Genomic DNA, 25,146 nt, shown 5'->3' on the forward strand with positions numbered 1-25,146 from the left:
ACCCGGCCAACGGTGCGGCGCCCCGTCCACCGCACGCCGCCCGGGAGCCGCTGATGGATGCCGTCCTCACTGCGCTGGGCACGATGGCGGCGGTCGTCGCGGCAGGCTGGGTCCTTGGCCGCCGGGGGACGCTCGGCGAACGTGGGCCCGCCGTCCTCGCACGGGTCGTGTTCACGGTCGCGACACCATGCCTGCTGCTCGTCACCGTCGCGCACGCCGACCTGCACCTCCTGCTCTCGCGGGCGGCTCTGGTCACCGCGATCAGCACCGGCCTCGTCGCGATCACGGCCATCGCAGTGCTGCGGTGGGTGTGGCACCGACCGGTGGACGACGTCGTCATCGGGACGCTCGCGTCCTCGTACGTCAATGCCGGCAACCTGGGGCTGCCGCTCGCCGTCTACCTGCTGGGCAGCCCGGTGGCCATCGTGCCGCCGTTGCTCTTCCAGCTGCTCGTCCTGGCACCGGTCGCCTTCACGATTCTCGATCGGCGGTCGCAGCCCCGCGAGGGCACCGCGACACCGGTGGCAGGACCTCCCGGTTCCCGGGCGTCGACAACCCCTCGGTCGGTCGCCGCTGGGGCTGTGGTCGTGCGCACCCTGTCCAACCCGATCATCGTCGGAGCATTGACCGGTCTCGTCCTCGCCACCGTGCCGTGGCACCTCCCCGACGTCGTCTTCGAGCCGTTCCGGCTGCTCGGCGCGGCCGCGGCACCGATGGCGCTGCTCACCTTCGGCCTGTCGCTGGCCGTACCGAGGTCGACCGGCGAGCAAGCACCGCGCAGCGACCTGGTGCTCGTCGTGCTCCTCCGCAGCGCGGTGCACCCAGCCCTGGCCGCGGCCATCGGCTCAGCGCTCGGGCTGCACGGTCAGTCGCTGCTCGCCGTCGTGGCGATCTCAGCGCTGCCCACCGCGCAGAACGTGCTCGTCTACGCCCTTCAGTACCGACGCGGGCAGGCACTCGCGCGGGATGCGGGCCTCCTGACGACGGTCCTCGCGGTGCCCGTGCTCCTGGTCATCACGGCCGTCCTCGGCTAGGGCCCGCCATGCCTGGCCCTGACGATGCGGCGGTCCTAGGGTCGGAGGATCGACCACGAAAGGAGGCCCGTCGATGGAACACCGTCGGCTCGGACGGCTGGGGCACGAGAGCTCGGTGCTGATCTACGGCGCCGCCGCGCTCTCCGACGTCGACCAGGACACCGCGGACCGATCGATCCAGGAGGCCCTGGACGGGGGGATCAACCACTTCGACGTCGCCGCCAGCTACGGGGACGCGGAGCTGCGCCTCGGGCCATGGATGCCGCAGCTGCGCGAGAGGATCTTCCTGGCAAGCAAGACCGGTGAGCGCGGGCGGGAAGCCGCGTGGGTCCAGATCAATGCGTCGCTCGAGCGGCTGCAGACCGACCACCTCGATCTGCTGCAGCTGCACGGCGTCGGTGACCTCGCCGATCTCGACCGCGCCACGGGCCCCGGTGGGGCCCTCGAGGCCGCGGTGCGCGCGCAGGAGGAGGGGCTGGTCGGCGCCGTCGGCATCACCGGGCACGGGTCGCAGGCGCCCGCGACCCACCTGGCGGCTCTGGGACGCTTCCCGTTCGCCACCGTGCTGACCCCGCTCAACCAGGTGCTCCTCGAGGACGAGGCGTTCCGGTTCGACTACGAGCAGCTCGTCCAAGAAGTCCGCCGGCAGGACGCCGGGTTGTTGATCATCAAGGCCGTGGCACGACGCAACTGGCCGGAGACGGGCTCGGCCGGGTCGGGGTCCAGCGAGCCCTACACGACCTGGTACGAGCCGTACGACGACCAGGAGCGGATCCGCGCGGCCGTGTCGTGGGTCCTGGCGCACGAGGAGATCACCGGGCTCGCGACCGCGGGCGACGTCCGGCTGCTGGGCATGATCCTGCGTGCCGAGCGCGAGCGGATGTCGCTGGACGACGCCGCGACCGTGCTGCAGACCGACCGCGAGGCCGCGTCACCGTTCATCCGCATGCCCTGGTGAACCGCCAGCGTCAGATGAAGAACGCCCCGTTGGACTCGTTCGCCTCGCCGAGGAAGGTCGCGACGCCGCCGAGCTCGACGCCCGCGATGAGGTCGTCGGGCGCGATGCCGAGCAGGTCCATCGTCATCGTGCAGCCGACCAGCCGGACTCCCCCGGCCTGCGCCGAGGCGATGAGCTCGGTCAGGCTCGGGACCTTGTGGTCCTTCATGACCTTCTTCATGAGCATCGTGCCGCCGCCCAGCATGTTGAGCGTCGACAGCTTCAGGCGCTCGGCGCCGGACGGCATCATGGCCCCGAACATGCGGTCCATGCCCGAGCGTGCGCGGGCCGGCGGGTTCTCGCGCCGCAGGGCGTTGAGGCCCCAGAACGTGAAGAACATCGACACCTCGTCGCCCATGGCCACGGCGCCGTTCGCGAGGATGAACGCCGCGAGCACCTTGTCGAGCTCACCGGAGAAGACGACGAAGGACTTCTTGTCCTTCATGAGCGACGCGGGTCCGCTCAGCGCGGCCTTGGTCGCCCCCGCCGGTGCGCCCTTGCGGATCCGGGCGGCGTAGCCGGGCCCTTCCGGGGTCAGGGAGAGGATCGTGTGACCGTTGCGCGCCGCCCATGCGGGGGCGTCGAGCCGGAACCCCGAGTCCGAGACGTGCGCGACGATCTCGTCTCCGGGCGCGAGGGCCGTGACGGCCTCCTGCAGCTTCATGATCGGACCCGGGCAGGCGAGGCCGGTGCAGTCGAGATCCACGAGAACCCCCGTCGACTCGGCCGGCGCGCCGCTCGGCACGGGCGTCTCCGCATAGGAGATGACCGGCACGGGTGCGTCGATCTCGCTGGGCGCGACGTCGTGGTACGCCCGGAAGGTGGCCATCCCGCCCGACAGGGTCTTGACGTCGGTGAAGCCGCGCTGGACGAGCACGCGGTAGGCGAGGTAGCTGCGGAAGCCGACGGCGCAGTACAGCCGGATCGGGGTGGTGCGGTCCCAGTCCGCCTGCTGGCGCCGCAGGGTCTCGAGCGGGACGTTCTCCGCGCCGGGCAGGTGCCAGAGCGAGAACTCGTCGGGCCCGCGCACGTCGATGATCCGTGCGCCGTCGGTCGCCTGCGGGTAGTCGCCCGCGTGCCACAGCGCGAGGTCGCCGCGGAGCGTGTTCGACGCCACGAACCCGATCATGTTGACGGGGTCCTTGGCCGAGCCGAACGGCGGCGCGTACGACAGCTCGAGGGTCTCGAGGTCGTAGACCGTCATCCCGGCGCGCAGAGCGGTCGCGAGCACGTCGAGACGCTTGTCGACGCCGTCGAACCCGGCGATCTGAGCACCGAGGATCCGGCCCGTGTCCGGGGCGAAGAGCACCTTGACGTGCATCATCGCGGTCCCCGGGTAGTACCCGGCGTGGCCGTGCGGGTGGGTCTGCACGGCGTCGAACGGCACTCCGGCCGCGACGAGCTGCTTCTCCGAGGCTCCGGTCCCACCGGCCACCATGTCGAACACCTTGACGATCGACGTGCCCTGGGTGGACTCGAACACGGTGTCCCGACCGCACACGGCCTCCGCCGCGACGCGACCCTGGCGGTTGGCGGGTCCGGCCAACGGGATGAGCCAGGTGCCGGGCAGCACCGTGTGCTCGACCTCGACGGCGTCGCCGGCCGCGTAGATGTCGGGGTCGGAGGTCTGCATGTGCCGGTCGACCTTGATGCCGCCGCGCGGGCCGAGCTCGAGACCGGCAGCGACAGCCAGGCCCGTGTTCGGACGCACGCCTGCTGCCATGATCACGAGGTCGGTGTCGATGAACGTGCTGTCCTTCAGCTCGACCCGCAACCGGCCGTCGGGACGTTCGGTGAAAGCAGCGGCGGCGGTACGCAGGTGCAGCGCGATGTCGTGGGCACGCAGGTAGTTCTCGACCGTCGTGGTGAGCTCGCGGTCGAGCGGCGGCATGATCTGGTCGGCCATCTCGACGACCTCGACGCTCACACCGCGCTCGTGCAGGTTCTCGGCCATCTCGAGGCCGATGTAGCCGGCGCCGATCACGACGGCGTGCTTGACGCCGCCCTTGCGGTCCTTGCCGCCCGCGCCGTCGATCGTCGCCTTGATGACGTCCATGTCACCGATGCGTCGCAGCACGTGGATCGCCGGGAGATCGATCCCGGGAAGCTGAGGCCTGACGGGCTCGGCGCCAGGGGTGAGGATCAGCTTGTCGTACGGTTCGTCGTACTCGACGCCGGAGTCGACGTCGCGGGCACGGACCGACTTGGCGGCCCGATCGATGCTCACGGCTTCGACACCGACCCGCACGTCGATGTCGAGCTGCTCACGCAGGCTCGCTGGTGTCTGGACCAGGAGCCGGCTCCGCTCCGTGATGACCTCGCCGATGTGGTACGGCAGGCCGCAGTTGGCGAAGGACACGTGGTGCCCGCGCTCGAGCACGACGATCTCGGCGAACTCGTCCAGGCGACGCGCCCGTGCAGCGGCGGACATACCGGCGGCGACTCCGCCGACGACGACGATCTTCATGGGGGCGATCCGATCCGTGAGGTGACAGCGGATGACGCTACGAGCCGGTGCGGGTCGCTGCGCGGGACGAAGGTCGCGTACCCCAGGGGGTATGCGCGCTAGCGTGTCAGAGGAAGCCTGCGTGCGTCGCCCATACCGTGGGCGACGGCGTCGACGCCGATCTGCCAGACAGGGTCCGGACTTCCGATTCGATACCCCCTGGGGTATCCTGCAGAGGACGAATGGAGCTCACCTTGACCACCTCACCCACCCCCGCCCAGACACCGACCCTTCTCGAGCGCGTCCGGCGCCTGTTCGGCGGAGCGCCCGACGACGGCCGCATCCGCCACACCGTGAACGCTGCGCGCGCCCTCGAGCTGGTTGCTGACGGAGCGGCGCTCGTCGACGTCCGCGAGAGCCACGAGTGGAAGTCCGGGCACGCACCGCGGGCCGTGCACATCCCGCTGGGCCAGATCGACCAGGGCGCGCGGCGGCTGCAGAAGAGCCGTCCCGTCGTCGTGGTCTGCGCGAGCGGAATGCGCTCGCGCACCGCAGCCAACCAGCTGCGGAGCCTGGGCTACGAGGCGACCAGCGTGTCGGGCGGGATGGCTGCCTGGCAGCGTGCCGGTGGCGAGGTGCGCCGATGAGCTCCCCGCGCACCATCGTCGTCGTCGGCGGCGTCGCCGGCGGGATGAGCGCCGCCGCCCGCGCCCGACGCCTGGACGAGCACGCACAGATCATCGTGTTCGAGCAGGGCGACTACGTGTCGTTCGCCAACTGCGGCCTGCCGTACCACCTGTCCGGCGAGATCGCCCGGCGCGAGTCGCTGCTCCTGCACACGCCGGCATCGCTGGCCTCGTCGCTCCACCTCGACGTCCGCACCGGCCACCGGGTCACGGGCATCGACCGTGAGGCCCGGGAGGTGACGGTCCAGACGCGGGACCGCACGTTCCGCCAGCCCTACGACGCGCTGCTGCTCTCCCCCGGCGCGGTCGCGGTCCGCCCCCCGATCGCCGGGCTGGACCACCCCGCTGTGCACACCCTGCGCACGGTTCCCGACGTCGACGCGCTGCGCGACAGCCTCGGCGGGCTGCTCGCGGACCGACCGACGGGCTCGCCCGCCCCCCGCGCCGTCGTCGTCGGTGCCGGGTTCATCGGGCTCGAGGCCGTCGAGGCGCTCACCTCACGCGGCCTGCAGGTCCACCTCGTCGAGCTCGCCGACCACGTCCTGCCACCGATCGACGCGGAGCTCGCCCCGCTGCTCGCCGACGAGCTCGCTGCTCACGGCGTCGACCTGCGGCTGGCCGTCTCAGCGCAGGCCGTCGAGCCCGTCGAACCCGACGACGTGCCCGCGATCGAGGAGTCGGGCGAGACCGGCTCGACCGGTGCCGTCACCGTCACCCTGTCCGACGGCTCACGCCTCCCCGCCGACCTCGTCATCGTCAACGTGGGCGTTCGCCCCGCGAGCGCCCTGGCCCGCGAGGCCGGGCTGGACCTCGGTCCGACCGGCGCGATCCGTGTGGATGCCGATCAACGCACCTCCGACCCGCACATCTGGGCGGTCGGCGACGCCGTCGAGGTCGTCCACGCCGTGACCGGCACCTCCGGTCCCGTGCCGCTCGCGGGACCCGCCAACCGCCAGGGGCGCCGCGCCGCCGACTCGATGTGCGGGCACCGCACGACCCCGCAGGCCTCGGTGCTCGGCACCGCGATCGTGCGTGTCTTCGACCTCACGGCGGCCACGACGGGCGCGAACCAGGCGACGCTGCAACGGGCGGGGATCGCCCACGAGGTCGTCCACATCCACCCCGGAGACCACGCGGGCTACTACCCCGGCTCGGAGACGATGCACCTCGTCGCGAGCTTCGCCCCCGACGGCACGCTGCTCGGTGCCCAGGGGGTCGGCCGCGCAGGAGTCGACAAGCGCATCGACGTCCTGGCCACTGCGATCCGCGCGGGGATGACCGCGGACGACCTGGCCGAGCTCGAGCTCGCCTACGCCCCGCCCTACGGCTCGGCCAAGGACGCGGTCAACATGCTGGGGTTCGTGGCCCAGAACGTCCTCGACGGGACGATGCCCCAGTGGCAGGCGCAGGACCTGGACAAGGCGGTCGCGACGACCCTCGTCCTCGACGTCCGCTCACGCGGCGAGTTCGCCGCCGGCCACCTCGACGTCGCCCTGAACATCCCGCACCTCGAGCTCCGGGAACGCCTGGAGGAGGTCCGGGTCGCGGCCGACGGACGAGCGATCAGCGTGCACTGCGCCAGCGGCGTGCGCTCCTACCTCGCCACCCGCGTGCTGCTGAGCGAGGGTTTCGACGCCCGCAACCTCTCCGGCGGATGGATCACCCTGAAGGCCGTCCACCCCGAGATCTGACCTCGCGACCGACGCCGACGACCTCGGGTGAGTGCGCCATGATGGCGGGCCGCCCGAGCCCGAGGTCGTCGTATGTCCGGCGGAGGTCAGGCGCAGAGGTCAGGCGGGGCAGGCGCTCGGGTCAGTGAGCCGTTGCCGCAGCCCGAAGACCGCGACACCGAGGGCGAGGAGAGCCGAGGGCACGTCGTGCGGTGACGCGGTCAGCACGACGGCGGCGATCGGCACGGTGATGGCCGCGACCGAGGCGCACGGCGTGCAGCCGACGTCGAGCCGAGCCCCGGACCCCGGTCGCGGCAGGTAGGTCGCTGCCGTCGCTGCTGCTGTCAGAGCGACGAGTCCGGCGAGTGCGGTCCATCCGGGTGGACTCACGGAGTCGCCCGAGACGGCCGTGAGCAGCACCATCAGAGCCGGGGCGATGACGGCGACCGCCACGAGCCTGCGTGGCGGCCATGCCGCTCGGGCCCTCGACCACCGTCGGCCAGGGGCCGTGACGGCGACCTGCAGGACAGGCGTGAGCGGATCGGCTGCGGGTTCGGTTCTAGGCATCGTGCGCACGTCCTTCGTCGTCGTCGACCAGCTGATCCAACGCGTCCAACCCGCCGGCGAGGTATCCCGCCCAGCTCGGGCCGGTGCGTCCTGACGTGCCGCGCTGGGCACGCCAGCGAGCGCGGATCTCGCGCAGCACCGCGCGTGCCTCGAGGACGGCTCCCGGGCCTTCCTGGACGTCCCTGATGGCACGACGAGCCTCGGCAAGCGCTGACGACGCACCCTCGTGGTACTTCACCGCCGGCACCGGGGTGCCGGCGCGAGGCGTGGAGCAGAGCGACGCGCCGCCCGTCGCGGCACCCAGGGCCTCCAGCGCGACCTGCTCCCGGACGCGGACGGACTCGATGATCGCCTCTCGAGGCGTCATCGAGTCCGTCGGAGCCGGAGCTTGCCCGGCCGGGGCCGACTGAGGGTGCCGTCGACCGATCAGCGGCAGGTGCACCGCTGGGCCGGCTGAACGCTCGCCATCACGGCGTCGACGTGCATGCCGCAGCCGCTCCAGGTGATCTTTCCGCAACGTGCACAACGGGCAGGGCTACACATAGGTCACTCCTTCTCAGTGGGCCAGATGACTTCATCATACCCCCGGGGGTATCCAGATGCCAGCGCGGCGAGTCGATCGTCAGGCCAACGAGAGGAAGATCTTCTCGAGCTTCTGCACGTGCAGAGTCTCCTTGCCGTCGGACTCGATCAGGCACTGCCGGAGGCCCGACGCGACGATGGCGAACCCCGCCCGGTCCAGGGCGCTCCCGACGGCCGAGAGCTGGGTGACGATGTCCTCGCAGCCGCGACCCTCCTCGAGCATCCGCACGACACCTGCCAGCTGGCCCTGGGCCCGCTTCAGTCGGTTGATGACCTTGCCCATGTCCGACGCGTCGAGCTCCATCGCCGGCCCGTCTTCGTCGCTCCGGAACCACGACGCACCGCGGACCGTGCCGCGCGGAGTGGCCGCCGCTTCCACCAGCGCGTCCGCGGCCGGCGGCTCATCTCCTGGAGATGTCATGACAGCACCTCAGGAAACGGTCTGGTGAGCGGCCAGCTGCGCACGGACGTCGTCCATGTCCAGCGCCCGGGCCGCACCGATGAGCTCCTCGAGCGCAGGCCCCGGCAGGGCGCCGGGCTCGGCGTACACCAGGACGTTCTCCCGGAAGATCATCAAGGTCGGGATCGAGGTGATGCCCGCCTGCGCGGCCAGCACCTGCTCGGCCTCGGTGTCCACCTTGCCGAACACGACGTCGGGGTACTTCTCCGACGTCGCCTCGAAGACGGGCGCGAACATGCGGCACGGCCCGCACCAGGCCGCCCAGAAGTCGACCAGGACGACGTCGCTGTCCTTGACGGTCTGCTCGAACGTGTCGGCGGTCAGGTTGACGATGGACATTGCTGCTCCTCAGCGACTATCGGATACCCTCGGGGGTATCACTCTACCTCGTCGGCTCGGCATCAGCATTCCCGAGAAGTGACGGACGTCACGACGGGACGCCGGTATCGCGTTCGCCGATCGGCCCGTCCATGAGGCAGACCAGCCCTACAAGGAGGACAACGTGAAGAAGAACATCGGCTCGATCGACCGGACGATCCGCATCATCCTGGCGCCGGTGCTGGTCGTCGTCGGCGTGCTCGTCGGCCCTGGGGGCTGGCTCGCCATCGTGCTGTACGCGCTCGCGGCGTTCCTGCTGGCTACGGCGGCCCTCAGCACGTGCCCGATCTACCTGCCGTTCGGGCTGAGCACCCGGCCGAGGATCGTCGCCGGACGCTAGCGTCGCACTCGCACTGGGGCCGGATGCGCGTCAACGTCCGCCTCGGCTGCGTCGAGCTCCGGCGATGCCAGGTGGTCCACGAGCCGCGCGAGAGCCGGGAGGGCAGCGCGGACCGTCGCCCGGTCACCGGGCGCAAGGCGGTCGAGCGCGTCACCGATGCGCTGCTCGTGCGCCCGACCCCAGTCGTCGAGCTTCAGGCGACCGGCCGCAGTCAGGGCGACGACGGCGACTCGCCGGTCGGACGGGTCCGGTGCCCGGGTGACGAGACCGTTCTCGACCAGGACCTGAACCAGTCCGCTGACGGTGTTGGCTGCGAGCCGCAAGAGGGTCGCCAGCTCGCCCACCCGGACCGACCCGTGCTCGTCGAGCGCGAGCAGCAGCTCGACCTGCGCCATGGGAAGGGATTCCCATGGGTAGTCCGTGCGGATGGACGTGCGCAACGCCCGCCGGAGCCGGGTGACGACCTCGGTGAGCGTCTTCGCCTCGGCCGACATCACCGGTGACGCATGCCGATCGTCCGCACTGAGGGCCATCCCCGAATAGTAGCCCCGACAACATCGGTGTGCGACTATGTTTGTCAGCGACATACCTGATCGATCGACGTGATGGCCGACGGAACGAGCTCAGATGATGTTGACGTCTCTGCCCAGCCCCGCCCAGGGAGTCTGGCACCTGGGGCCGATCCCGATCCGTGCCTACGCGTTGTGCATCCTGACCGGGATCGTGGTGGCGACCTGGTGGACCCGGCGCCGATGGGTTGCGCGCGGCGGCGTTGCCGACGACGTCCTCGACGTCGTGATGTGGGCGGTGCCCTTCGGGATCGTGGGCGGCCGGCTGTACCACGTGATCACCGACCCCGAGCTGTACTTCGCTGCGGGGCAGCAGCCCATCCGGGCGCTGTACATCTGGGACGGCGGCCTGGGCATCTGGGGAGCGGTCGCGCTCGGAGCGGGCGGAGCATGGATCGGCTGCCGACGTCACGGGATCCGGCTCGCAGACTTCGCCGACGTCGTCGCCCCCGGGCTCGTGGTGGCGCAGGCGATCGGCCGCTGGGGAAACTACTTCAACCAAGAGCTGTACGGCGGACCGACCACCCTGCCGTGGGCGCTCCAGATCGATCCCGCGCACCGGCCCGCGGAGACACCGGGCATCGGGCTGTACCACCCGACCTTCCTCTACGAGTCGATCTGGGACGTGGGCGTTGCCGTGCTCCTGGTGTGGGCCGGGCGCAGGTTCGGGCTGCGCAACGGGCGGCTGTTTGCGCTGTACGTCGCTGCGTACACCGTCGGACGAGCCTGGATCGAGGCGCTGCGCGTCGACCACGCCAACCACGTCCTCGGTCTGCGGCTCAACGACTGGACCAGCCTGATCGTCTTCGCGGCGGCTGTGGCGTTCTTCGTCGTTCGGGGTCGGCACCCTGCAGCCGAACCAGTCCCTGCCCCAGCTCCCGCAGTCTGAACGGAGTGCCTCCGAGATGCTCAGTGCGCTGACCAGGGAGCGCGCCAGGCCGGCGAGGATCCGCGAGTGGCCCCACGCATGGTGGCTCGCTGTGGCGACGGTGTGCTTCGGCGCCTTCATGGGTCAGCTCGACGCGAGCATCGTGACCTTGGCGTACCGCCCGCTGCGCAGCGAGTTCGGCACGTCGCTGGCCGCCGTGCAGTGGGTCTCCCTGTCCTACCTGCTGGTCCTTGCAGCGCTGCTCATCCCGGTCGGTCGACTGGCCGACGCTCACGGCCGCAAGCTCGTGTACCTCTACGGCTTCCTCGTGTTCTCGGTCGCGTCGGCCGCCTGCGGGCTCGCACCCTCGCTCGGCGCGCTCGTCGGTTTCCGCGCGCTCCAAGGCGTCGGCGCCGCGATGCTCCAGGCCAACAGCATCGCTCTCGTCCTCGCCAGCGCCCCACGCGACCGGATGCGCACGGCTCTCGGGGTCCAGGCAGCGGCCCAGGCGATCGGGCTCGCCCTCGGTCCCACGGTCGGCGGTCTTCTGGTCTCGACGCTCGGGTGGCGGTGGGTGTTCGGCATCAACGTCCCCGTCGGGGTCGTCGCGGTCACGGCCGGGGTGTACCTCCTCCCCCGCAGCCGATCCCTCACCCCCGCCCGGGTGTGGGACCGCTCCGGGATCGTGCTGCTCGCCGCCGCGACCACTGCTGGGCTGCTCGGGGTCTCGGCGGCATCGGGACTGGGCCTGCCCGGCTGGGCGCCGACAGGCCTCCTTGTCCTGGCTGCGGCGTGCGTCGCAGGCTTCCTCCTGCGCGAGCGGCGCGCCGCGGCTCCGCTGCTCGACCCGGCCCTGTTGAGCGACCGCACCGTCAGCGCCGGGCTCCTCGGCGCGCTGTGCGGCTACCTGGTGCTGTTCGGCCCGCTCGTCCTCGTCCCGATCGTCCTGACCGACGCCGGTTCGTCCGCGCTGCACGCCGGCCTCGCCCTGACGGCACTGCCCGCTGGGTTCGCGCTTGCCGCGACCCTCGGTGAACGGATGCTGCCGAGCTCATCGAGCGACCGCCGCCGCGCCGGGTTCGGGGCGATGCTCGGCGTCGTCGTCCTCGCGGCGCTGGTGGCGGCGCCCCTCACGACCGCGTGGCTCGTCCCCCTGCTGGGAACGCTCGGGGTGGCCTTGGGCCTGTTCACCCCCGCGAACAACAGCGTCGTCATGCGCGCGGTCCCGAGCCACGTCGCCGGGACGGGTGGAGGCCTGCTCAACACGACCCGCAGCCTCGGCACCGCGCTCGGCATCGCCGCCGTCACACTCGCGCTGCACCTTCGCCCGAGCGGCACCCACCTGTTCGACGGGCCCCGGGCCGCCCTGCTGGTGCTCGCTGCCGCCGCGATCGTCGCGCTGCTCTCTGCGCACCTGCTTCCCTCTGCTCCAGAGCAGCCCGCCGCCTGACGGTCAGAACAGCCCGGGAAAGCTCCGTGCCGCGGTGTACAGCGCCACCACGACCAGAAGTAGCGTGAACGCCAGGTTCAGCAGGGACGGTCCCACGCGCGAGACGACACGGCTGCCCAGGAGGCTGCCCACCACGCCCGCCATCGTGAAGCCGCCGATCACCCACCAGTCCAGCGTGACGCCCTGGCCCAGCCGGAAGAGCAGGGCACTGAAGCTGTTGATGGCGATCACCAGCAATGACGTCCCCACAGCGACGGGCATCGACGCGCCGAGCGCCAGCACCAGAGCCGGCACGACCGCGAACCCGCCACCGACGCCGAAGAACCCCGTGAGCAGACCCACGGCCGACGCCGTGAGGACCACCGTTGCTGCGCGCCTGCAGTCACAGCTGACGGTCGGCCGGATCGTCAGGATGGGCCGCGCAGTCACGGCCACAGCCACGGAGCCGGCCGAGGCGAGTCGTGCCTGCGCGCGGCGGCGGCGGGTCATCAGGCCAGCCACCGCCAGCATCAGCACCGAGAAGCCAGCCAGCAGGACGTCCTGACGCACGGTCGCCGAGAGCCGAGAGCCGACGTACGAGCCGGCGACACCGAGGATGCCGAACACGAGGCCCTGGGCCACGCTGACGCGCGCGGCACGGCGGTGCGGGATCATCCCGATCACGGACGTGACGCCGACGATGAGGAGCGATCCCGTCGTCGCTGCGCGCGAGTCCTGGCCGAACAGGTAGACCAGTGCCGGGACGGTGAGGATCGAGCCGCCACCCCCGAGGGCGCCGAGGCTGAGGCCGATCAGCAGACCGACGGGGATGACGAGCGCGAGCATGTGACGTCCTTCGTCTCCGGGGGTCAGAACCTGACGAGCCCGGATCAGTCCGTCCCGCTGCGCTCCGAGACCAGGGCGAGTCCGGCGTCGGCCGCGTGGTCACCGAACGAGTCGTCGACCGCCACCACCTGCTGATGGCCGTTGGCCACCAGGAAGGACGCCGCGATCGACGCGCGGTAACCGGCGGCGCAGTGGATCCACACCTCACCGCTCGGCACGTCACCCAGACGTTCGAGCAGGAAGTGCAGCGGGACGTGCACAGCGCCGTCGACGTGCGACTCGCGCCACTCGCCCACTCGCCTGACATCGAGGACGGTCACGCGGCGGTGGTGGAGAACCTGGGCCAGGTCGGCGAACGTGGCACGCTCGAAGCGGCCGAGGGGCCCGTCGGTCCAGTCGTCTGGTCCCCCGGTGGCCGCTGCCGACGGAGAGTCGATGCCGATCCGGACGAGCTCCCGCTGCGCCTCGGCGACCTGCTCCGGGCTCTCTCCCAGCAGAGTGACCGGGGTCCCCCACGGGATGAGCCATCCGAGGTAGGTCGCGAACTGCCCGTCGAGCCCGAAGTTGACCGTGCCGGGGACGTGACCCAGCGCGAACGCCGAGCGGCTGCGCAGGTCGACCAGCCACTCCCCGGCGTGCAGGCGACGGGACAGCTCCGCCTTGTCGGCCTGCAGGGGCGGGCTGAGGTCCGGGCCGGACGGCCCGTGCGAGTTTGCTGGACCCATGTGGGCGTAGTACGCCGGGAAGGCGTCGAGCCCGGCGATGATCTCCGCGACGTACTCCTCCTCGCTCCTGGTCAGGGCGGGGTTGCTGAGCCGTTCCGTCCCGATCGTCGACCCGGTTGCGCCTGACGTCGTGGCGGTCGCGGAGCAGAAGCTGCCGAACCCGTGCGTGGGCATGACGACCGTGGCGTCAGGCAGCTCGCGAGCGAGCGAGCGAGCCGAGGCGAACTGGTGGTGGGCGAGCGCGTGGGTGTGCTCGGGTCCGAGGAGGTCAGGCCGCCCTGTGGAGCCGAACAGCAACGACCCACCGGAGAAGACGGCGGGCTCATCGCCCTCGAGCGCGTAGGACAGGTGGGTGAACGTGTGCCCCGGGGTGGCCACCACCCGCACCCTCATCTCGGGGCTGACGTCGACGACGTCGCCGCCGCTGATCGGCGTCCGATCGAAGGAGACCAGGTCGTCGGCGTTGACGAAGTACTGCGCGCCGGTCCGCTGGGCCAGGGCGAAGCCTCCGGTCACGTAGTCGTTGTGGATGTGGGTCTCGAAGACATGCGTGATGCGCACTCCGGCGCAGTCTGCCGCAGCGAGCATGCGGTCGATGTCGCGCTGGGGGTCGACCACGAACGCGACCTGCCCGTCATGGATGAGGTAGCTGCGGTCGCCGAGCGACGGGGTGTCGATGGCGACGATCGTCGTGGTCATGTCTCGCAGGCCTTTCCAGGCGAGGCGTCGGCTGACGCCGGATCGATACCCCTCGGGGTATGTTGACCCTACAACCGGGGGCCTCGTCACCGCATTCCGACGTCCGAAGCGACACCCTTGGTTTCGTCTCACGCCCACTGGAGGAGCATGTCCCCGGCCATCACCACCCCGACGGAGCCTCGGCGCACCCTCGAAGCGGCCGCTGCCGCACTGCGCAGCTGGACGCCCCGCCAGCACCTGGCAGCAGCCGTGTTCTCCGTCGCCTTCGCGCTCCTGATCGGCATCCCGACGGTGCTCATCCCCAACCCGGTCTTCGGCCGGCAGGTACCGGTCCAGGGGTGGAACTACCCCGTCTGGATCGCCTCGTCGATCCTCGGCGGGATGCTTGCCGCGACCTATGTCCGACAGTCTCGCCATGAGCTCGACGCGACAGCGGCCGACGACGTGGTCGATGCGCCGAGCAGGTTCGGGATGGTTGGCGGTGTCCTGGCCTGGTTCGCGGTCGGCTGCCCGGTGTGCAACAAGCTCGCCCTGCTGGCCCTCGGATACTCGGGAGCCATTACCTGGTTCGCCCCCGTCCAGCCCTACCTCGCGGCCGCTGCGCTCGTCATGACCGCGGGCGCCCTGCTGGTGCGCCTGCGGGGCCAGATCCTGTGCCTCACCCCTCGGGCTCGCGGCAGCCGGCCGCCGACCGCCCCCATGCCGCGAGCAGCTCGATGACCGCCGGGGTCGTCCTGCACCTGACCGAACCCGCCGAGGGCACGCACCGCGCTGTCCTCCGCAACGCGCTGAACCTGATCCCCGAGGTCGAGCCCGGCACTCCGATCGAGGTCGTCGCGCACGGGGAGGCGATCGCTCTGGCGCGAGCGGGCCAGGTCACGGCTGACGCCCTCGCGGAGGCGCTGGATGCAGGGATCATCCTCGTCGTGTGCCGCAACTCGTTGCGCTCGCAGGGCCTGACGGACGGCGACCTCGTCGACGGCACCGTCGTCGTGCCGTCCGGGGTCGGGCACCTCGTCGCGCGGCAGAACCAGGGCTGGGCCTACCTGCGACCCTGAGGCCCGGGTCTGATGGTGTGGTCGAGGTAGGCGCGCGTCGCCGACGCCGTCACGGCTCCCGCGGCGAGGCCGGGCTGAGCGGAAGACGGATCGTGATCGTTGTCCCGGCCCCCTCGCGCGAGGTCGCCTCGATCGTGCCGCCATGGGCCGTGACGATCTCTCGAGCGACGGCCAGTCCGATCCCCGAACCCGCGACCTGGCGGGCTGATCGGCCCCGCCACAGCCGGTCGAAGACGTGGGGCAGCTCGTCCGCTGCGATCCCCGGACCCGAGTCGACGACCTTGAGGACCGCATCGCCGCCCTCCGTCCGCACGACGACGTTGACCCGGTCGCCCGGGCGGCAGTAGCGGGCGGCGTTGGCCAGCAGGTTGCCCATCGCCTGGTGCAGTCGGTCGGAGTCAGCCTGGACCACAACGGGTCCGTCGAACCGGCTGTCGACGACGAGCCCGGCGGCGCGCAGCTGCGACTCCCGCGCTGCCAGCTCGTCGCTCGCGACCTGCGCCGCGTCGACGTCCGCCCACGCGACCGGGTCGCCGCTGGCCTCGGCTGCGGACAGCTCGGCGAGGTCGCTCACGATGCGTCCCAGCCGCAACGACTGGTCGTGGAGAGCGCCGAGGCCCTGCGGGCTGGGCTCGACCAGGCCGTCACGAAGCTCCTCGAGCCCGGCCTGCAGAGCTGCGAGGGGCGTGCGCAGCTCGTGCGCGACGTCGGCGGTGACGTTGCGTCGCTCCTGCTCCGAGCGGGCGACCGTCTGGGCCATCGAGTCGAAGGCGCGCGCCAGCTCGCCGATCTCGCCCGGCCCCGTCACGCCCGCTCGAGCACTCCGGTCCCCCGCGGTGAATGCCCGCGCGGCCCTCGTCATGGCGGCGATCGGACGCGCGAGCCGCCGGGTGACCACCCAGCTCGCGAGCACCGCAACGAGGAGTGCGATCACCGCAGCCGCGGCGATCCACGACCAGGCGACGTCGCGACCGCCGGTCCCGGTCGCCGTCAGGAACACCAGACGGACCGTGCCGACGGCGTCGCCGTTCGCCGTCACGGTGGCATCGAAGACGCCCGCGCCGCCGGCCGGCCCGAGGCCGCCCTTGCCCTGACCAGCCGGAGAACCGGAGCCGCCACCCACGGAGGCCCCGGACGCGTCGAGGACGAACAGGCGCGCCCCCGCGACCTCCGCGATCGCACCGGCATGGCTGAGGTCCGCCCCTGCCCAGCTGCCGATCTGTTGGTACGCGGCGCCCGCCGCGTTCGCCGCGGCCTGCGTCGCCTGCTGACGGTCGGCCTTCTGGGAGACCTCCATGCCGCGCCCGACCCCGACCAGCGCCGCGGCCGTCAGGACGGCGACCGAGAAGACCGCGACCAGGACGAATGCGAGCAGCATCCGCCGGCCGAGCGGACCAAGACCGAACCGCTTGGTGGTCATCGGGGATCGTCTCGGCGCAGGCGCAGGCGGTAGCCGACACCGAGCACCGTCTCCACCACGTCGGACCCGTCCGGCCCGAGCTTGTGCCGGAGGTTCTTGACGTGCGAGTCAATGGTCCGCTCGTACCCGGCATACTCGTATCCCCGCACCCGGTTGACCAGCTCGTAGCGCGAGAACACCCGCTCCGGGGCCGCTGCGACGGCCGTGAGCAGGCCCCACTCGGTCGGGGTCAGATCCAGCTCGCGGCCGTCCAGCCACGCCTCGTGCCGCAGCTCGTCGATCCGCAGCCTGCCCTCGCCATAGGTCGCAGCGCCGGGCGCGCCAGTCGGGCCGCCGGCACGGTGCAGGACCGCCTGCACGCGCAGGACGACCTCGGCGGGACTGAACGGCTTGGTGACGTAGTCGTCCGCGCCGAGCTGCAGGCCGCGGATCCGGTCGTCGACGCCGCTGCGAGCCGTGAGGACGATGACGGGCGGATGCCCGGCCGCGCTGATCTCGCGGAGCACCTCGGTTCCGTCGAGATCAGGGAGGCCGAGATCGAGCACCACCAGGTCTGGCGGGGCAGAGGTGAGCATCCGGATCGCCTCAGCACCGGTCCCTGTGGTGAGCACCGACAGGCCGGCGCGCTCGAGGTACCGGCGCAGCACCTCGCGGATGTCGCGCTCATCCTCGACGACCAGCACGGTGGGCATGCCCCATCTTGGCGTGTCCCGCACGGTCGGGAGCCCCGATCCGCGGCGGCACGCCTCTCCGGCCGCAAACTCCACGCCGTCTCCACACCGATCCCGAGAGACCTGCAGACGCCCGAGGCACTGTGAGGTCGCCCACCAGGAAAGACCAACGAAGGAGCCTCATCATGCGCACCAGGACTCGCATCGCCACGGCGATCACCACCGGCGTCGTCGCCACCGCACTCCTCGCCTCGCCCGCACTGGCCCGCGCGCAGGACGGTGGCATCGGGCCCGATCCGGCCCGCAATGCCCAGCAGACCACGCAGCAGGTCGGCACCTGTGACGGCACCGGCGTCGGGGCGGGGCCGCGCGCGGGCCAGATGGGTCAAGGCAACGGTGGCCAGGCCCGGGGCTCTGGGATGGGCACGGGAACCCCCAGCGACCTCACCGATGTGGCGAGCGGCACGTTGACGGACACGCAGAAGTCCGCGGTCGCTGCGCTCGCCGAGGAGGAGAAGCTCGCCCACGACCTGTACGTCGCCTTCGCCGACCAGTACGGCACGCGAGCGTTCACCCGGATCGCCAACGCCGAGACCCAGCACCTCACGGAGGTCCGCATCATCCTCGACCGGTACTCCATCGCGGACCCGACCGCTGACCGCGCAGCGGGGACGTTCGCGACCGCAACGACCCAGGACCTGTACAACACGCTGCTCGCCGACGGCTCTGCCGGCGTCGACGCCGCCTACACGGCAGCTCGCACCGTCGAGTCGACCGACATCTCGGACCTCAAGTCTGCCGTCGTCGGCGTCACCGCCCCGGACGCGCTGCAGGTGTACGCCAACCTGCTCGCGGGCTCGCAGCGCCACCTCGTGGCGTTCGGCGGCTGATCGATTCCGGCCACCCAGCGCGCACACGACGTCTGGGCTCGCGATCCATCGGATGCACGAGCCCAGACGTCGTGCCCGCGCATGAACGCGTGGGGCACCAGGGTGATACCCTGGGGGGTATGTCTTTCACCTCTCGCGCGGCTGCTGTCGCGCTCGCCGCAATCCTCTCCGTCGCTGGACTCAGCGCCTGCTCCAGCAGCCCTGACGCAGTGACCGACGTCAACGTCGCCGGCTCGGCCACCGTCCTCGCCCAGCCCGGCATCACCGTGATCGACGTCCGGACCCCGACCGAGTTCCAGTCCGGACACCTCGCCGACGCGGTCAACATCGACGTCAGCAGCGACACGTTCGACAGTCAGGTCGGGCAGCTGGCGAAGGACGGCACGTACTTCGTCTACTGCCACAGCGGCAACCGCTCCGCTGCGGCGACCGATCGGATGGCCAAGCTCGGCTTCACGACGATCTACAACCTCACGGGCGGGGTCGCTGACTGGCAGGCCAACGGCGGCGCGCTCGTCACGAGCTGACGCGGAGCCGAACACGACGAGACAGGCACGCGCACCCTGGACGTCCTCGACGACCTGACCGTCACCCCCGTTGAGCTTTCGGCCTGAGAACCGCGACCCTCCTTACGACATCAGGAGGGTCGCCACCTTCACCGCGGTCATGACGACGATCAGGATCCCGAAGACGCGCTTGAGCACCGGACCCGAGACGAACCTGCTCGTCAGACGCGCCCCGAGGAACGACCCCACGGCGCCGACCACGATCAGGACGCCGGCGAGCTGAAGGTCGACCTGAGCCGTGGAGATGTGCGGGATGAGAGCAGTGAACGAGGGCAGCGTCACCGCGACCGCGTTGATACCGGCAGCGTTCTTGGGCTCGAAGCCGACCAGGATCAGCACGGGCATGAGCAGGAACCCGGGACCGACACCCAGCAGACCCGCGAGCAGCGAGATCGGCGCGGCCGGCAGCAGGGCGAGGCGCAGGTTCGGGGCGGCGGACGTGTCGGACTCCCGCGTGGTCTGGTGGAACATCTGCCAGGCCAGGTAGCCCACCGCCAACAGGTAGATCACCCACAGCCAACCTTGGGCGGCGTACTGAGCCAGCCACGAGCCCAGCGGTGCCACGGTCGCCGTCACAGCGGTCAGAACGATCGCCGGACGCCACGACACGTGACCGCTGCGCGCGAACCCGAACGCAGCGAACAAGGCAGTAATGCCGTTGAGGAACAGACTCAGCGGCTGGACCTGATGGACCAGGTCTGGCATGAAGAAGCCGAGGAACGGCACGGCCGCGAACGCGACGCCCAGGCCGAGCATCCCCGACGCCACCGATAGAGCGAACAGACCAGCCGCGATGACGAACACGACGGTGTCCATTGAGTCACGTCCTCCACATCAGTCGATTCGGCGGATCCCGAGTGACCGCAGTCCTGGACGGCGCGGCCTTCGTTTGAGGTCAGCGGTGCCAGATGCGCCCGGCGCGGGTCGCGGCGGCGGTCCTGACGGCCACGACGGCCCAGAAGCCGACGAGGGCCAGGTAGAGAAGTGAGGCAACGCCCTCCAGGGCCGGGGTCTGCCAGGCTCGTGCGAGAGTCACAGTGGCGACGGTGAACGCGCCGAGAGGGAACGTGAAGGCCCACCAGCCCAGGTGGAACGGCAATCCGCCGGCGCGCACGTAGCGCACGAGCAACGTTGCGGCGATGGCGAGCCACCACAGTCCGAAGCCCCACAGCGCGGTCCCGACGAGCTGGCTGAGCAGCGTGACGGCCGGCGCGGCTGCGCCGAAGACGGACTGCCCCGCGCGGGCCAGCGCCAGGGGCGCCAGCGTCCCCACGCCGACCGGCCCCAGGGCGATCCACACGGTGGGCGCGAGTGCTGCAGGCGGCACGGGTTGCAGGACGAGGCGGTCGTGGAGCAGCCCCATGGTGAGCAGGAAGAGCACGAACCCCATCCCGTAGGTCGCATAGCCCAGAGCCAGCAGCAACCGCGCGGTGCCTGCCCCCACGTGAGGCATCAGCGGGGTCAGCGCCATCGGGATGATGATCGTGACCACCGGCGGGATGAACCAACCACCGTTGACCGCGGCGGCGGGATGCTCCCCGGTGAACAGCCCGTACGCAAAGGCCACGCTGATCACCAGGCCGAGCGCGGCACCGAGGATCGCGAGCTGGGCGACGACCACGACGACCACGCCTGCGGAGAACAGCTCAGGCCCCACAACGGACGTCATCACCGCCAGGACGAGCAGGCCACCGGGCACGGTCGCGTGCATCGCACCCATGACGGGGTGGCGTAGGTCGGCACGCGCGGCTTCGGTGCGGAGACCAGGTGCGCTGCGTCGGCCAGCAGGGCCAGCGACCCGAACAAGATGCCGCCGATGACCTCGACGACCAGCAGGGCGATGTTCACACCGAGCGCCCAGCTCAGAGCGCGGCGCTGCCCCGGGCGGGCGATGTCGCCGCCGTGCTCGAACGCGTGCCCGGCCGGGACCGTCGGCCGGGGCGTCATGGCGGTCATGTCGGGAGTCTCGTTCGCATATGAGGATCCGCAGGCCGCGCCGGGCGCCCGGGCTGCAGCGCCCGGGTGCCCCGCGCAGCCCGGTCCATCAGGCGACGAGCGGGGCGAGGATGTCGCGGACCTGGGCAGCGGTGGGGACCCGACCGGACAGGACGAGGTTCTCGTCGACGACGAGGGCCGGGGTACGCATGACGCCGTAGCCGGCGATGGCCGCGTAGTCGGTGACCTTCTCGAAGGTGGCGTCGATGCCCAGGCCGGTGGCGGCCTCGCGGGCGGCCTTCTCGAGGTTGGCGCAGTTGGCGCAGCCCGGGCCGAGGATCTTGATGATCATGCTGGTTCTCCTTGTGGTGGGGTGTCAGGACGGGATGACGGCGTTGAAGAGGTAGCCGACGGCGATGATGCCCAGCCCGGTGACGGCGATGAAGGTGGCGATGAGCTGGGGCTTGAGGACCCGGCGCAGCAGGATCATCTCCGGCAGGCTCAGGGCGACGACGGCCATCATGAAGGCGAGCAGGGTGCCCATCGGCAGGCCCTTGTCGTGCAGGGCCTGGACCAGCGGCATGATCCCGGCCGCGTTGGAGTACAGGGGGATGCCGATCGCGACGGCGATCAGGACGGCGAACGGGTTGCCGGCCCCGGCGTAGCGGGTGAAGAAGTCCTCCGGCGCCCAGCCGTGGATCGCGGCGCCCAGCCCGATGCCGACGAGCAGGTAGGGCCAGATCTTGCGCAGGATCGTGGCGACCTCTTCGATGCCCATCTGGATCCGGTCGTCCCACGTCAGCCCGGAGGTGGAGTCGATGACCTGTCCGCCCAGGCGGGTCTCGAAGACAAACGGCTCGACCCAGTGCTCGAGCTTGAGGCGGCCCATCGTGAAGCCGGCCACAATCGCGATGACCAGACCGGCCCCGACGTACAGGGCCGTGGGGCCGATGCCGAACATCCCGAACAGCAAGGCGATCGCGACCTCGTTGACCAGCGGGCTGGCGATCAGGAAGCTCATCGTGACCCCGAGCGGCACACCCGCCGCGACGAACCCGATGAAGGCCGGCACGGCGGAGCACGAGCAGAACGGGGTGATCACGCCCAGCCCGGCCGCCATCACGTTGCCGATGCCCTCCCGCTTGCCCCCCAGCATCGCCCGCGTGCGCTCCACACTCATGAACGAGCGCAGCACCGTGACGGCGAAGATGATCGAGACCAGCAGCAGCAGGATCTTGATCGAGTCGTAGAAGAAGAAATGGACCCCGGATCCCAGCTGGCTGGCCGGATCCAGGCCCACGACTTGGTAGATGGCCCAGTCCCACACCGGCAGGTTCACCTCGTACAGCGCGAACCACACCACCGCGGCCGCACCCAGTCCGACCCAACGGCGGACCGGAGTCTTGGCGCGCAACCGCTCCGCGACACTCATCGGAACGCCGCCCCAGAGATCGTCACTTCAACGCCGGTTGTATCAGGCACGCTTGAAACGTAGCACCGGGCGGCCGACCGCAGAACGGGACCTTGGTCCACGCTGACCGTCGACCGATCGCGTTGATGGGCTCGTCGCCGCGGCATATAGTTCAAATGTGACTGATTCAACTGCGCCCCGCGCTGTTCCGATCGTCCTGACCAGCGCCCCGCGCGAGGACGCCGACGCGTCGGTGTCGCTCCTCACGGCAGTGGCCGACCCGATCCGTTGGACCGTTCTCCAGCAGCTGACGGCGAGCGAGTCGTGCGTGTGCAACCTTCAGGAGCACATCCCCATCGCCGCCAACCTGCTGAGCTACCACCTCAAGGTGCTGCGCGACGCCGGTCTGGTCACGACCAGTCGCCGCGGTCGGTGGATCGACTACTCGCTCGCCGACGACGCCCTGGACCGGCTCGCCGCTGCGTTGCCCGGCCCGGGCCCCAGGCCTCGCGCAGTGAAGACGGCAGCGGAGTGATCATCAAGGTCCTCGGACCGGGCTGCCCCAGCTGCGTGGCCCTCGAGCGCGTCACCCGCGACGCCGTGGGCGCGCTCGGTCTTGACGCGACGGTCGCAAGATCGAGGGCTATCCGACCATCCTGGGCTACGGCGTGATGTCGACGCCGGCCCTGGTCGTCGACGACAAGGTCCTGTTCTCCGGTCGAGTTCCCCGGAGCGCCCAGGTCCGCGCGATCCTCGCTGGGCTCGCCTCCTGACGCGCCCCGCAACTCGAGGAAGAGCACTGACGTCAGACCCGAACGGGAGGACGCGAGAGCGATGAAACCACCGATCAGCTACCACGTGCGGGCACAAGTCGCGGCGGGCGGTGTCGCTACGGTCACCGCGGGCAACCAGACCATCCCCGTCGACGCCATGTGGGCGGCCGACGAGCCTCCCGGAACGCCCGGACCAGCCGAGCTGTTGGGCACCGCCTTCGCCGCCTGCCTGATGAAGAACCTTGAACGGTCGAGCGCTCTGCTGTCGTTCCGCTACGAGCACGCCGACATCGACGTCCGTGCCCGCCGTCAGGACATTCCTCCGCAGTTCGTGGAGATCGAGTACGAGTTGCGCTTGGTCACCGACGAAGACGAACGCCGAGTCGACCTCGTGCATCGCAACCTGCGGCAGTTCGGGACCGTCTACAACACTCTGGCCGCGGTGTGCGACGTGCATGGCAGCGTCGTCATCGTGCCGGCCGCGGCGGATCCGCCCCAGTTGTGACGGTCGTCGACCACCCGGCCGTGCGGCGCCACTTCCCGAGGAGGACCAGCCGCCCGATACCCCGGGAGGTATCATGGACAGCGGGGCTCAACGAGGAGCTCCCTGACCTCCCTGGGGGATTCGATGGCTCGCGTCGTGATTCTGGGTGCCGGCGTCTCTGGGCACACGGCCGCTCTCCACCTCCGACGCATGGTGGGGAAGGAGCACGAGGTCGTGGTTGTCTCCCCCAACGCGAAGTGGAACTGGATCCCGTCGAACATCTGGGTGGGCGTCGGTCGGATGTCGCCCGACGCGGTGGTCTTCCCGCTCGCGCCCGTGTACCGACGTGCCGGCATCACGTTCCGGCAGGCTAAGGCTGTGGCCATCTGGCCCGAGGGAGACGCCAGCAACGCCCATCCTGGTGTCGACATCGTGCACACCGCGCCGGGACGCGAAGGCGAGACGGAACGTCTGACCTACGACTACCTCATCAATGCCACCGGGCCGAAGCTCAACTTCGGGGCGACCCCGGCCTCGGGCCGGACGGGAACTCACTGTCGGTCTGCACACCGTCGCACGCCGTCCAGGCGGCAGCCGAGCTCGAGAAGGTGATCGCCAAGCTGAGGGCCGGCGAACGACAGCGGCTCGTGATCGGCGTCGGTCACGGCACGTGCACCTGCGAAGGTGCGGCCTTCGAGTACGCATTCAACGTCGAGCACGAGCTGCGGGCCCACGGGGTGCGAGAGCTCGCCGAGGTCATCTACCTCACCAACGAGTACGAGCTCGGCGACTTCGGGGTCGGCGGGATGGTCTTCGAGCAGCAGGGCTTCCTCAGCTCGAGCCAGCTCTGGACGGAGTCGCTGTTCCGCGAGCGGGGCGTTCGCGCGATCGTCCGGGCGCACGTCGAGAAGGTCGAGCCGGGCAAGCTGTTCTTCGAGACCCTCGACGGCGAGCAGGACAGCCTGACATTCGACTTCGCCATGCTCCTGCCGCCGTTCCGTGGTCAGGAGCTGGCCGCCTTCGACCGCGACGGCACGGATATCACCTCGACCATGTTCGCCCCGAGCGGCTTCCTCCGCGTCGACGCCGACTACGCCACCAAGCCCTACGACGAGTGGCTCGCGGCGGACTGGCCCTCGACCTACCAGAGCCCGGCCTACAGCAACATCTTCGGCGTCGGCATCGCGTTCGCCCCGCCGCACCCGATCTCCGTGCCACGGACGAGCCCCGAGGGACCGTGATCTCCCCCGCCCCACCGCGCACCGGCATGCCGTCCGGGGTGATGGGCCGTCAGGTGGCACGCAGCATCAACGACATGATCCGCACCGGCTCACAGACTCCGACACACACCGCATCGATGACCACCATGGGCGCCGCCTGCATCGCATCCGCCGGCACCGGCCTGCGCCACGGCACTGCGGCTGCGATGACGATGTACCCGGTGGTCCCTGACTACGTCCGGTTCCCCGGGAGCGGCAGAAGTGTGAAGGACACCTACGGGGAGGTCGGGCTGGCCGCGCACTGGGTCAAGCGGCTCCTGCACTTCCTGTTCATCTACAAGGCGAAGGCCCTCCCGGGATGGTTCCTCATCCCTGAATGACATGCGCCGCCCGCCGACAACGACCTGACCCGAGGAGAGTCC

At 70.6% G+C, this 25,146-nt stretch carries 28 protein-coding genes and 2 pseudogenes; 15 read left to right on the forward strand and 15 right to left on the reverse strand.

The annotated features are described in order from the left end of the window. Nucleotides 1-53 precede the first annotated feature (53 nt). Entirely contained in the window at nucleotides 54-1,034 is a 981-nt protein-coding gene (locus tag DDP54_RS00205; RefSeq protein ID WP_109130029.1) for an AEC family transporter, read from the forward strand. A 73-nt stretch (nucleotides 1,035-1,107) separates the two neighbouring features. Beyond that, nucleotides 1,108-1,992 (forward strand): aldo/keto reductase, encoded by an 885-nt coding sequence (locus DDP54_RS00210; protein ID WP_109130030.1) that lies wholly within the window; start codon nucleotides 1,108-1,110, stop codon nucleotides 1,990-1,992. 10 nt (nucleotides 1,993-2,002) lie between these two features. Here DDP54_RS00210 and DDP54_RS00215 read toward each other — a convergent pair whose 3' ends face one another. Further along, the gene (locus DDP54_RS00215) at nucleotides 2,003-4,498 is read right to left on the reverse strand and encodes an FAD-dependent oxidoreductase (protein WP_109130031.1); all 2,496 of its coding nucleotides are present in this window, start codon (nucleotides 4,496-4,498) and stop codon (nucleotides 2,003-2,005) included. A gap of 290 nt (nucleotides 4,499-4,788) precedes the next feature. Between DDP54_RS00215 and DDP54_RS00220 the strand changes: the two genes are divergently transcribed. Then, nucleotides 4,789-5,124 carry a rhodanese-like domain-containing protein gene (locus tag DDP54_RS00220; protein WP_242448143.1) on the forward strand — a complete coding sequence of 112 codons (336 nt, stop codon included), beginning with the start codon at nucleotides 4,789-4,791 and terminating at the stop codon, nucleotides 5,122-5,124. After that, nucleotides 5,121-6,854 (forward strand): FAD-dependent oxidoreductase, encoded by a 1,734-nt coding sequence (locus tag DDP54_RS00225; protein WP_109130033.1) that lies wholly within the window; start codon nucleotides 5,121-5,123, stop codon nucleotides 6,852-6,854. The genes DDP54_RS00220 and DDP54_RS00225 overlap by 4 nt, the downstream gene beginning before the upstream one ends. Nucleotides 6,855-6,953: 99 nt before the next feature. Here the strand turns inward: DDP54_RS00225 and DDP54_RS00230 are convergent, their stop codons facing one another. The 4 genes from DDP54_RS00230 to trxA form a co-directional block, all read right to left on the reverse strand. Next, a complete protein-coding gene (locus DDP54_RS00230; protein WP_146192316.1) occupies nucleotides 6,954-7,400 on the reverse strand; it encodes a hypothetical protein in 447 nt (148 codons plus the stop codon). Continuing rightward, nucleotides 7,393-7,767 carry a hypothetical protein gene (locus tag DDP54_RS00235; protein WP_146192317.1) on the reverse strand — a complete coding sequence of 125 codons (375 nt, stop codon included), beginning with the start codon at nucleotides 7,765-7,767 and terminating at the stop codon, nucleotides 7,393-7,395. The genes DDP54_RS00230 and DDP54_RS00235 overlap by 8 nt, the downstream gene beginning before the upstream one ends. Nucleotides 7,768-8,022: 255 nt before the next feature. Beyond that, nucleotides 8,023-8,286 (reverse strand): metal-sensitive transcriptional regulator, encoded by a 264-nt coding sequence (locus DDP54_RS00240; protein ID WP_109130187.1) that lies wholly within the window; start codon nucleotides 8,284-8,286, stop codon nucleotides 8,023-8,025. A gap of 126 nt (nucleotides 8,287-8,412) precedes the next feature. Further along, on the reverse strand, nucleotides 8,413-8,781 hold the full coding sequence (gene trxA / locus DDP54_RS00245; protein ID WP_109130036.1) for a thioredoxin: 369 nt from the start codon (nucleotides 8,779-8,781) through the stop codon (nucleotides 8,413-8,415). Nucleotides 8,782-8,944: 163 nt separating this feature from the next. Here trxA and DDP54_RS00250 point away from each other — a divergent pair, with 163 nt between their 5' ends. Next, nucleotides 8,945-9,160, forward strand: coding sequence for a DUF2892 domain-containing protein (locus DDP54_RS00250; RefSeq protein WP_109130037.1), 216 nt, complete (start codon nucleotides 8,945-8,947; stop codon nucleotides 9,158-9,160). Here DDP54_RS00250 and DDP54_RS00255 read toward each other — a convergent pair. After that, nucleotides 9,157-9,693, reverse strand: a complete 537-nt coding sequence (locus DDP54_RS00255; RefSeq protein WP_242448121.1) for a MarR family transcriptional regulator — start codon at nucleotides 9,691-9,693, stop codon at nucleotides 9,157-9,159. The genes DDP54_RS00250 and DDP54_RS00255 overlap by 4 nt on opposite strands. Before the next feature lie 94 nt (nucleotides 9,694-9,787). Here DDP54_RS00255 and lgt point away from each other — a divergent pair, with 94 nt between their 5' ends. Both lgt and DDP54_RS00265 read left to right on the forward strand, forming a co-directional pair. Next, complete coding sequence (gene lgt / locus DDP54_RS00260) at nucleotides 9,788-10,618, forward strand: prolipoprotein diacylglyceryl transferase (RefSeq protein WP_109130039.1); 831 nt, start codon at nucleotides 9,788-9,790, stop codon at nucleotides 10,616-10,618. A 16-nt stretch (nucleotides 10,619-10,634) separates the two neighbouring features. Beyond that, nucleotides 10,635-12,047 carry an MFS transporter gene (locus tag DDP54_RS00265; RefSeq protein WP_109130040.1) on the forward strand — a complete coding sequence of 471 codons (1,413 nt, stop codon included), beginning with the start codon at nucleotides 10,635-10,637 and terminating at the stop codon, nucleotides 12,045-12,047. A gap of 3 nt (nucleotides 12,048-12,050) precedes the next feature. On the opposite strand, the gene DDP54_RS00270 is transcribed toward DDP54_RS00265, so the two are convergent. After that, complete coding sequence (locus DDP54_RS00270) at nucleotides 12,051-12,872, reverse strand: sulfite exporter TauE/SafE family protein (protein WP_109130041.1); 822 nt, start codon at nucleotides 12,870-12,872, stop codon at nucleotides 12,051-12,053. A gap of 44 nt (nucleotides 12,873-12,916) precedes the next feature. Then, entirely contained in the window at nucleotides 12,917-14,296 is a 1,380-nt protein-coding gene (locus DDP54_RS00275) for an MBL fold metallo-hydrolase (RefSeq protein ID WP_109130042.1), read from the reverse strand. A 147-nt stretch (nucleotides 14,297-14,443) separates the two neighbouring features. Here DDP54_RS00275 and DDP54_RS00280 point away from each other — a divergent pair, with 147 nt between their 5' ends. Continuing rightward, nucleotides 14,444-15,016, forward strand: coding sequence for a hypothetical protein (locus DDP54_RS00280; protein ID WP_109130043.1), 573 nt, complete (start codon nucleotides 14,444-14,446; stop codon nucleotides 15,014-15,016). Next, a complete protein-coding gene (locus tag DDP54_RS00285; protein WP_109130044.1) occupies nucleotides 15,013-15,354 on the forward strand; it encodes a DsrE family protein in 342 nt (113 codons plus the stop codon). Before DDP54_RS00280 ends, DDP54_RS00285 begins: the two co-directional genes overlap by 4 nt. A 49-nt stretch (nucleotides 15,355-15,403) precedes the next feature. Here DDP54_RS00285 and DDP54_RS00290 read toward each other — a convergent pair whose 3' ends face one another. Next, nucleotides 15,404-16,774, reverse strand: a complete 1,371-nt coding sequence (locus tag DDP54_RS00290) for a HAMP domain-containing sensor histidine kinase (RefSeq protein WP_109130045.1) — start codon at nucleotides 16,772-16,774, stop codon at nucleotides 15,404-15,406. After that, nucleotides 16,771-17,466: a response regulator transcription factor gene (locus tag DDP54_RS00295; RefSeq protein WP_109130046.1), complete on the reverse strand. Its 696-nt coding sequence runs from the start codon at nucleotides 17,464-17,466 to the stop codon at nucleotides 16,771-16,773. Before DDP54_RS00295 ends, DDP54_RS00290 begins: the two co-directional genes overlap by 4 nt. Nucleotides 17,467-17,630: 164 nt before the next feature. Between DDP54_RS00295 and DDP54_RS00300 the strand changes: the two genes are divergently transcribed. After that, complete coding sequence (locus DDP54_RS00300; RefSeq protein ID WP_109130047.1) at nucleotides 17,631-18,335, forward strand: DUF2202 domain-containing protein; 705 nt, start codon at nucleotides 17,631-17,633, stop codon at nucleotides 18,333-18,335. A gap of 119 nt (nucleotides 18,336-18,454) precedes the next feature. Then, entirely contained in the window at nucleotides 18,455-18,862 is a 408-nt protein-coding gene (locus DDP54_RS00305; RefSeq protein WP_109130048.1) for a rhodanese-like domain-containing protein, read from the forward strand. 102 nt (nucleotides 18,863-18,964) lie between these two features. Here the strand turns inward: DDP54_RS00305 and DDP54_RS00310 are convergent, their stop codons facing one another. The 5 genes from DDP54_RS00310 to DDP54_RS00330 form a co-directional block, all read right to left on the reverse strand. Beyond that, on the reverse strand, nucleotides 18,965-19,717 hold the full coding sequence (locus DDP54_RS00310; protein WP_109130049.1) for a sulfite exporter TauE/SafE family protein: 753 nt from the start codon (nucleotides 19,715-19,717) through the stop codon (nucleotides 18,965-18,967). A gap of 79 nt (nucleotides 19,718-19,796) precedes the next feature. Continuing rightward, entirely contained in the window at nucleotides 19,797-20,621 is an 825-nt protein-coding gene (locus DDP54_RS00315; protein WP_109130050.1) for a hypothetical protein, read from the reverse strand. After that, nucleotides 20,570-20,857: a hypothetical protein gene (locus DDP54_RS00320; protein WP_109130051.1), complete on the reverse strand. Its 288-nt coding sequence runs from the start codon at nucleotides 20,855-20,857 to the stop codon at nucleotides 20,570-20,572. Before DDP54_RS00320 ends, DDP54_RS00315 begins: the two co-directional genes overlap by 52 nt. Nucleotides 20,858-20,945: 88 nt before the next feature. Further along, nucleotides 20,946-21,188: a thioredoxin family protein gene (locus DDP54_RS00325; protein WP_109130052.1), complete on the reverse strand. Its 243-nt coding sequence runs from the start codon at nucleotides 21,186-21,188 to the stop codon at nucleotides 20,946-20,948. 24 nt (nucleotides 21,189-21,212) lie between these two features. Then, the gene (locus DDP54_RS00330) at nucleotides 21,213-22,268 is read right to left on the reverse strand and encodes a permease (protein WP_109130053.1); all 1,056 of its coding nucleotides are present in this window, start codon (nucleotides 22,266-22,268) and stop codon (nucleotides 21,213-21,215) included. Between the two features lie 157 nt (nucleotides 22,269-22,425). Between DDP54_RS00330 and DDP54_RS00335 the strand changes: the two genes are divergently transcribed. The 4 genes and pseudogenes from DDP54_RS00335 (at nucleotide 22,426) to DDP54_RS00350 (ending at nucleotide 25,104) form a co-directional block, all read left to right on the forward strand. Continuing rightward, nucleotides 22,426-22,782: a metalloregulator ArsR/SmtB family transcription factor gene (locus tag DDP54_RS00335; RefSeq protein ID WP_347338483.1), complete on the forward strand. Its 357-nt coding sequence runs from the start codon at nucleotides 22,426-22,428 to the stop codon at nucleotides 22,780-22,782. Nucleotides 22,783-22,817: 35 nt separating this feature from the next. Further along, nucleotides 22,818-23,020 (forward strand): annotated as a pseudogene (locus DDP54_RS00340) (thioredoxin family protein). Between the two features lie 61 nt (nucleotides 23,021-23,081). Next, entirely contained in the window at nucleotides 23,082-23,525 is a 444-nt protein-coding gene (locus DDP54_RS00345; RefSeq protein ID WP_109130054.1) for an OsmC family protein, read from the forward strand. A 123-nt stretch (nucleotides 23,526-23,648) separates the two neighbouring features. Beyond that, nucleotides 23,649-25,104, forward strand: a pseudogene (locus tag DDP54_RS00350) (FAD-dependent oxidoreductase). Nucleotides 25,105-25,146 lie beyond the last annotated feature (42 nt).

This window comes from Cellulomonas sp. WB94, assembly GCF_003115775.1.
Classification (GTDB): domain Bacteria; phylum Actinomycetota; class Actinomycetes; order Actinomycetales; family Cellulomonadaceae; genus Cellulomonas_A.

Coding starts and splice junctions, on each gene's coding strand:
- DDP54_RS00305 (WP_109130048.1), top strand. CDS start 18,455: ATGTCTTTCACCTCTCGCGCGGCTGCTGTCGCGCTCGCCGCAATCCTC.
- DDP54_RS00270 (WP_109130041.1), bottom strand. CDS start 12,872: ATGCTCGCGCTCGTCATCCCCGTCGGTCTGCTGATCGGCCTCAGCCTC.
- DDP54_RS00325 (WP_109130052.1), bottom strand. CDS start 21,188: ATGATCATCAAGATCCTCGGCCCGGGCTGCGCCAACTGCGCCAACCTC.
- DDP54_RS00230 (WP_146192316.1), bottom strand. CDS start 7,400: ATGCCTAGAACCGAACCCGCAGCCGATCCGCTCACGCCTGTCCTGCAG.
- DDP54_RS00295 (WP_109130046.1), bottom strand. CDS start 17,466: ATGCCCACCGTGCTGGTCGTCGAGGATGAGCGCGACATCCGCGAGGTG.
- DDP54_RS00235 (WP_146192317.1), bottom strand. CDS start 7,767: ATGACGCCTCGAGAGGCGATCATCGAGTCCGTCCGCGTCCGGGAGCAG.
- DDP54_RS00240 (WP_109130187.1), bottom strand. CDS start 8,286: ATGGAGCTCGACGCGTCGGACATGGGCAAGGTCATCAACCGACTGAAG.
- DDP54_RS00290 (WP_109130045.1), bottom strand. CDS start 16,774: ATGACCACCAAGCGGTTCGGTCTTGGTCCGCTCGGCCGGCGGATGCTG.
- DDP54_RS00205 (WP_109130029.1), top strand. CDS start 54: ATGGATGCCGTCCTCACTGCGCTGGGCACGATGGCGGCGGTCGTCGCG.
- lgt (WP_109130039.1), top strand. CDS start 9,788: ATGATGTTGACGTCTCTGCCCAGCCCCGCCCAGGGAGTCTGGCACCTG.
- DDP54_RS00315 (WP_109130050.1), bottom strand. CDS start 20,621: ATGGGTGCGATGCACGCGACCGTGCCCGGTGGCCTGCTCGTCCTGGCG.
- trxA (WP_109130036.1), bottom strand. CDS start 8,781: ATGTCCATCGTCAACCTGACCGCCGACACGTTCGAGCAGACCGTCAAG.
- DDP54_RS00255 (WP_242448121.1), bottom strand. CDS start 9,693: ATGGCCCTCAGTGCGGACGATCGGCATGCGTCACCGGTGATGTCGGCC.
- DDP54_RS00330 (WP_109130053.1), bottom strand. CDS start 22,268: ATGAGTGTCGCGGAGCGGTTGCGCGCCAAGACTCCGGTCCGCCGTTGG.
- DDP54_RS00310 (WP_109130049.1), bottom strand. CDS start 19,717: ATGGACACCGTCGTGTTCGTCATCGCGGCTGGTCTGTTCGCTCTATCG.
- DDP54_RS00345 (WP_109130054.1), top strand. CDS start 23,082: ATGAAACCACCGATCAGCTACCACGTGCGGGCACAAGTCGCGGCGGGC.
- DDP54_RS00275 (WP_109130042.1), bottom strand. CDS start 14,296: ATGACCACGACGATCGTCGCCATCGACACCCCGTCGCTCGGCGACCGC.
- DDP54_RS00280 (WP_109130043.1), top strand. CDS start 14,444: ATGTCCCCGGCCATCACCACCCCGACGGAGCCTCGGCGCACCCTCGAA.
- DDP54_RS00225 (WP_109130033.1), top strand. CDS start 5,121: ATGAGCTCCCCGCGCACCATCGTCGTCGTCGGCGGCGTCGCCGGCGGG.
- DDP54_RS00320 (WP_109130051.1), bottom strand. CDS start 20,857: ATGACCGCCATGACGCCCCGGCCGACGGTCCCGGCCGGGCACGCGTTC.
- DDP54_RS00265 (WP_109130040.1), top strand. CDS start 10,635: ATGCTCAGTGCGCTGACCAGGGAGCGCGCCAGGCCGGCGAGGATCCGC.
- DDP54_RS00285 (WP_109130044.1), top strand. CDS start 15,013: ATGACCGCCGGGGTCGTCCTGCACCTGACCGAACCCGCCGAGGGCACG.
- DDP54_RS00300 (WP_109130047.1), top strand. CDS start 17,631: ATGCGCACCAGGACTCGCATCGCCACGGCGATCACCACCGGCGTCGTC.
- DDP54_RS00210 (WP_109130030.1), top strand. CDS start 1,108: ATGGAACACCGTCGGCTCGGACGGCTGGGGCACGAGAGCTCGGTGCTG.
- DDP54_RS00215 (WP_109130031.1), bottom strand. CDS start 4,498: ATGAAGATCGTCGTCGTCGGCGGAGTCGCCGCCGGTATGTCCGCCGCT.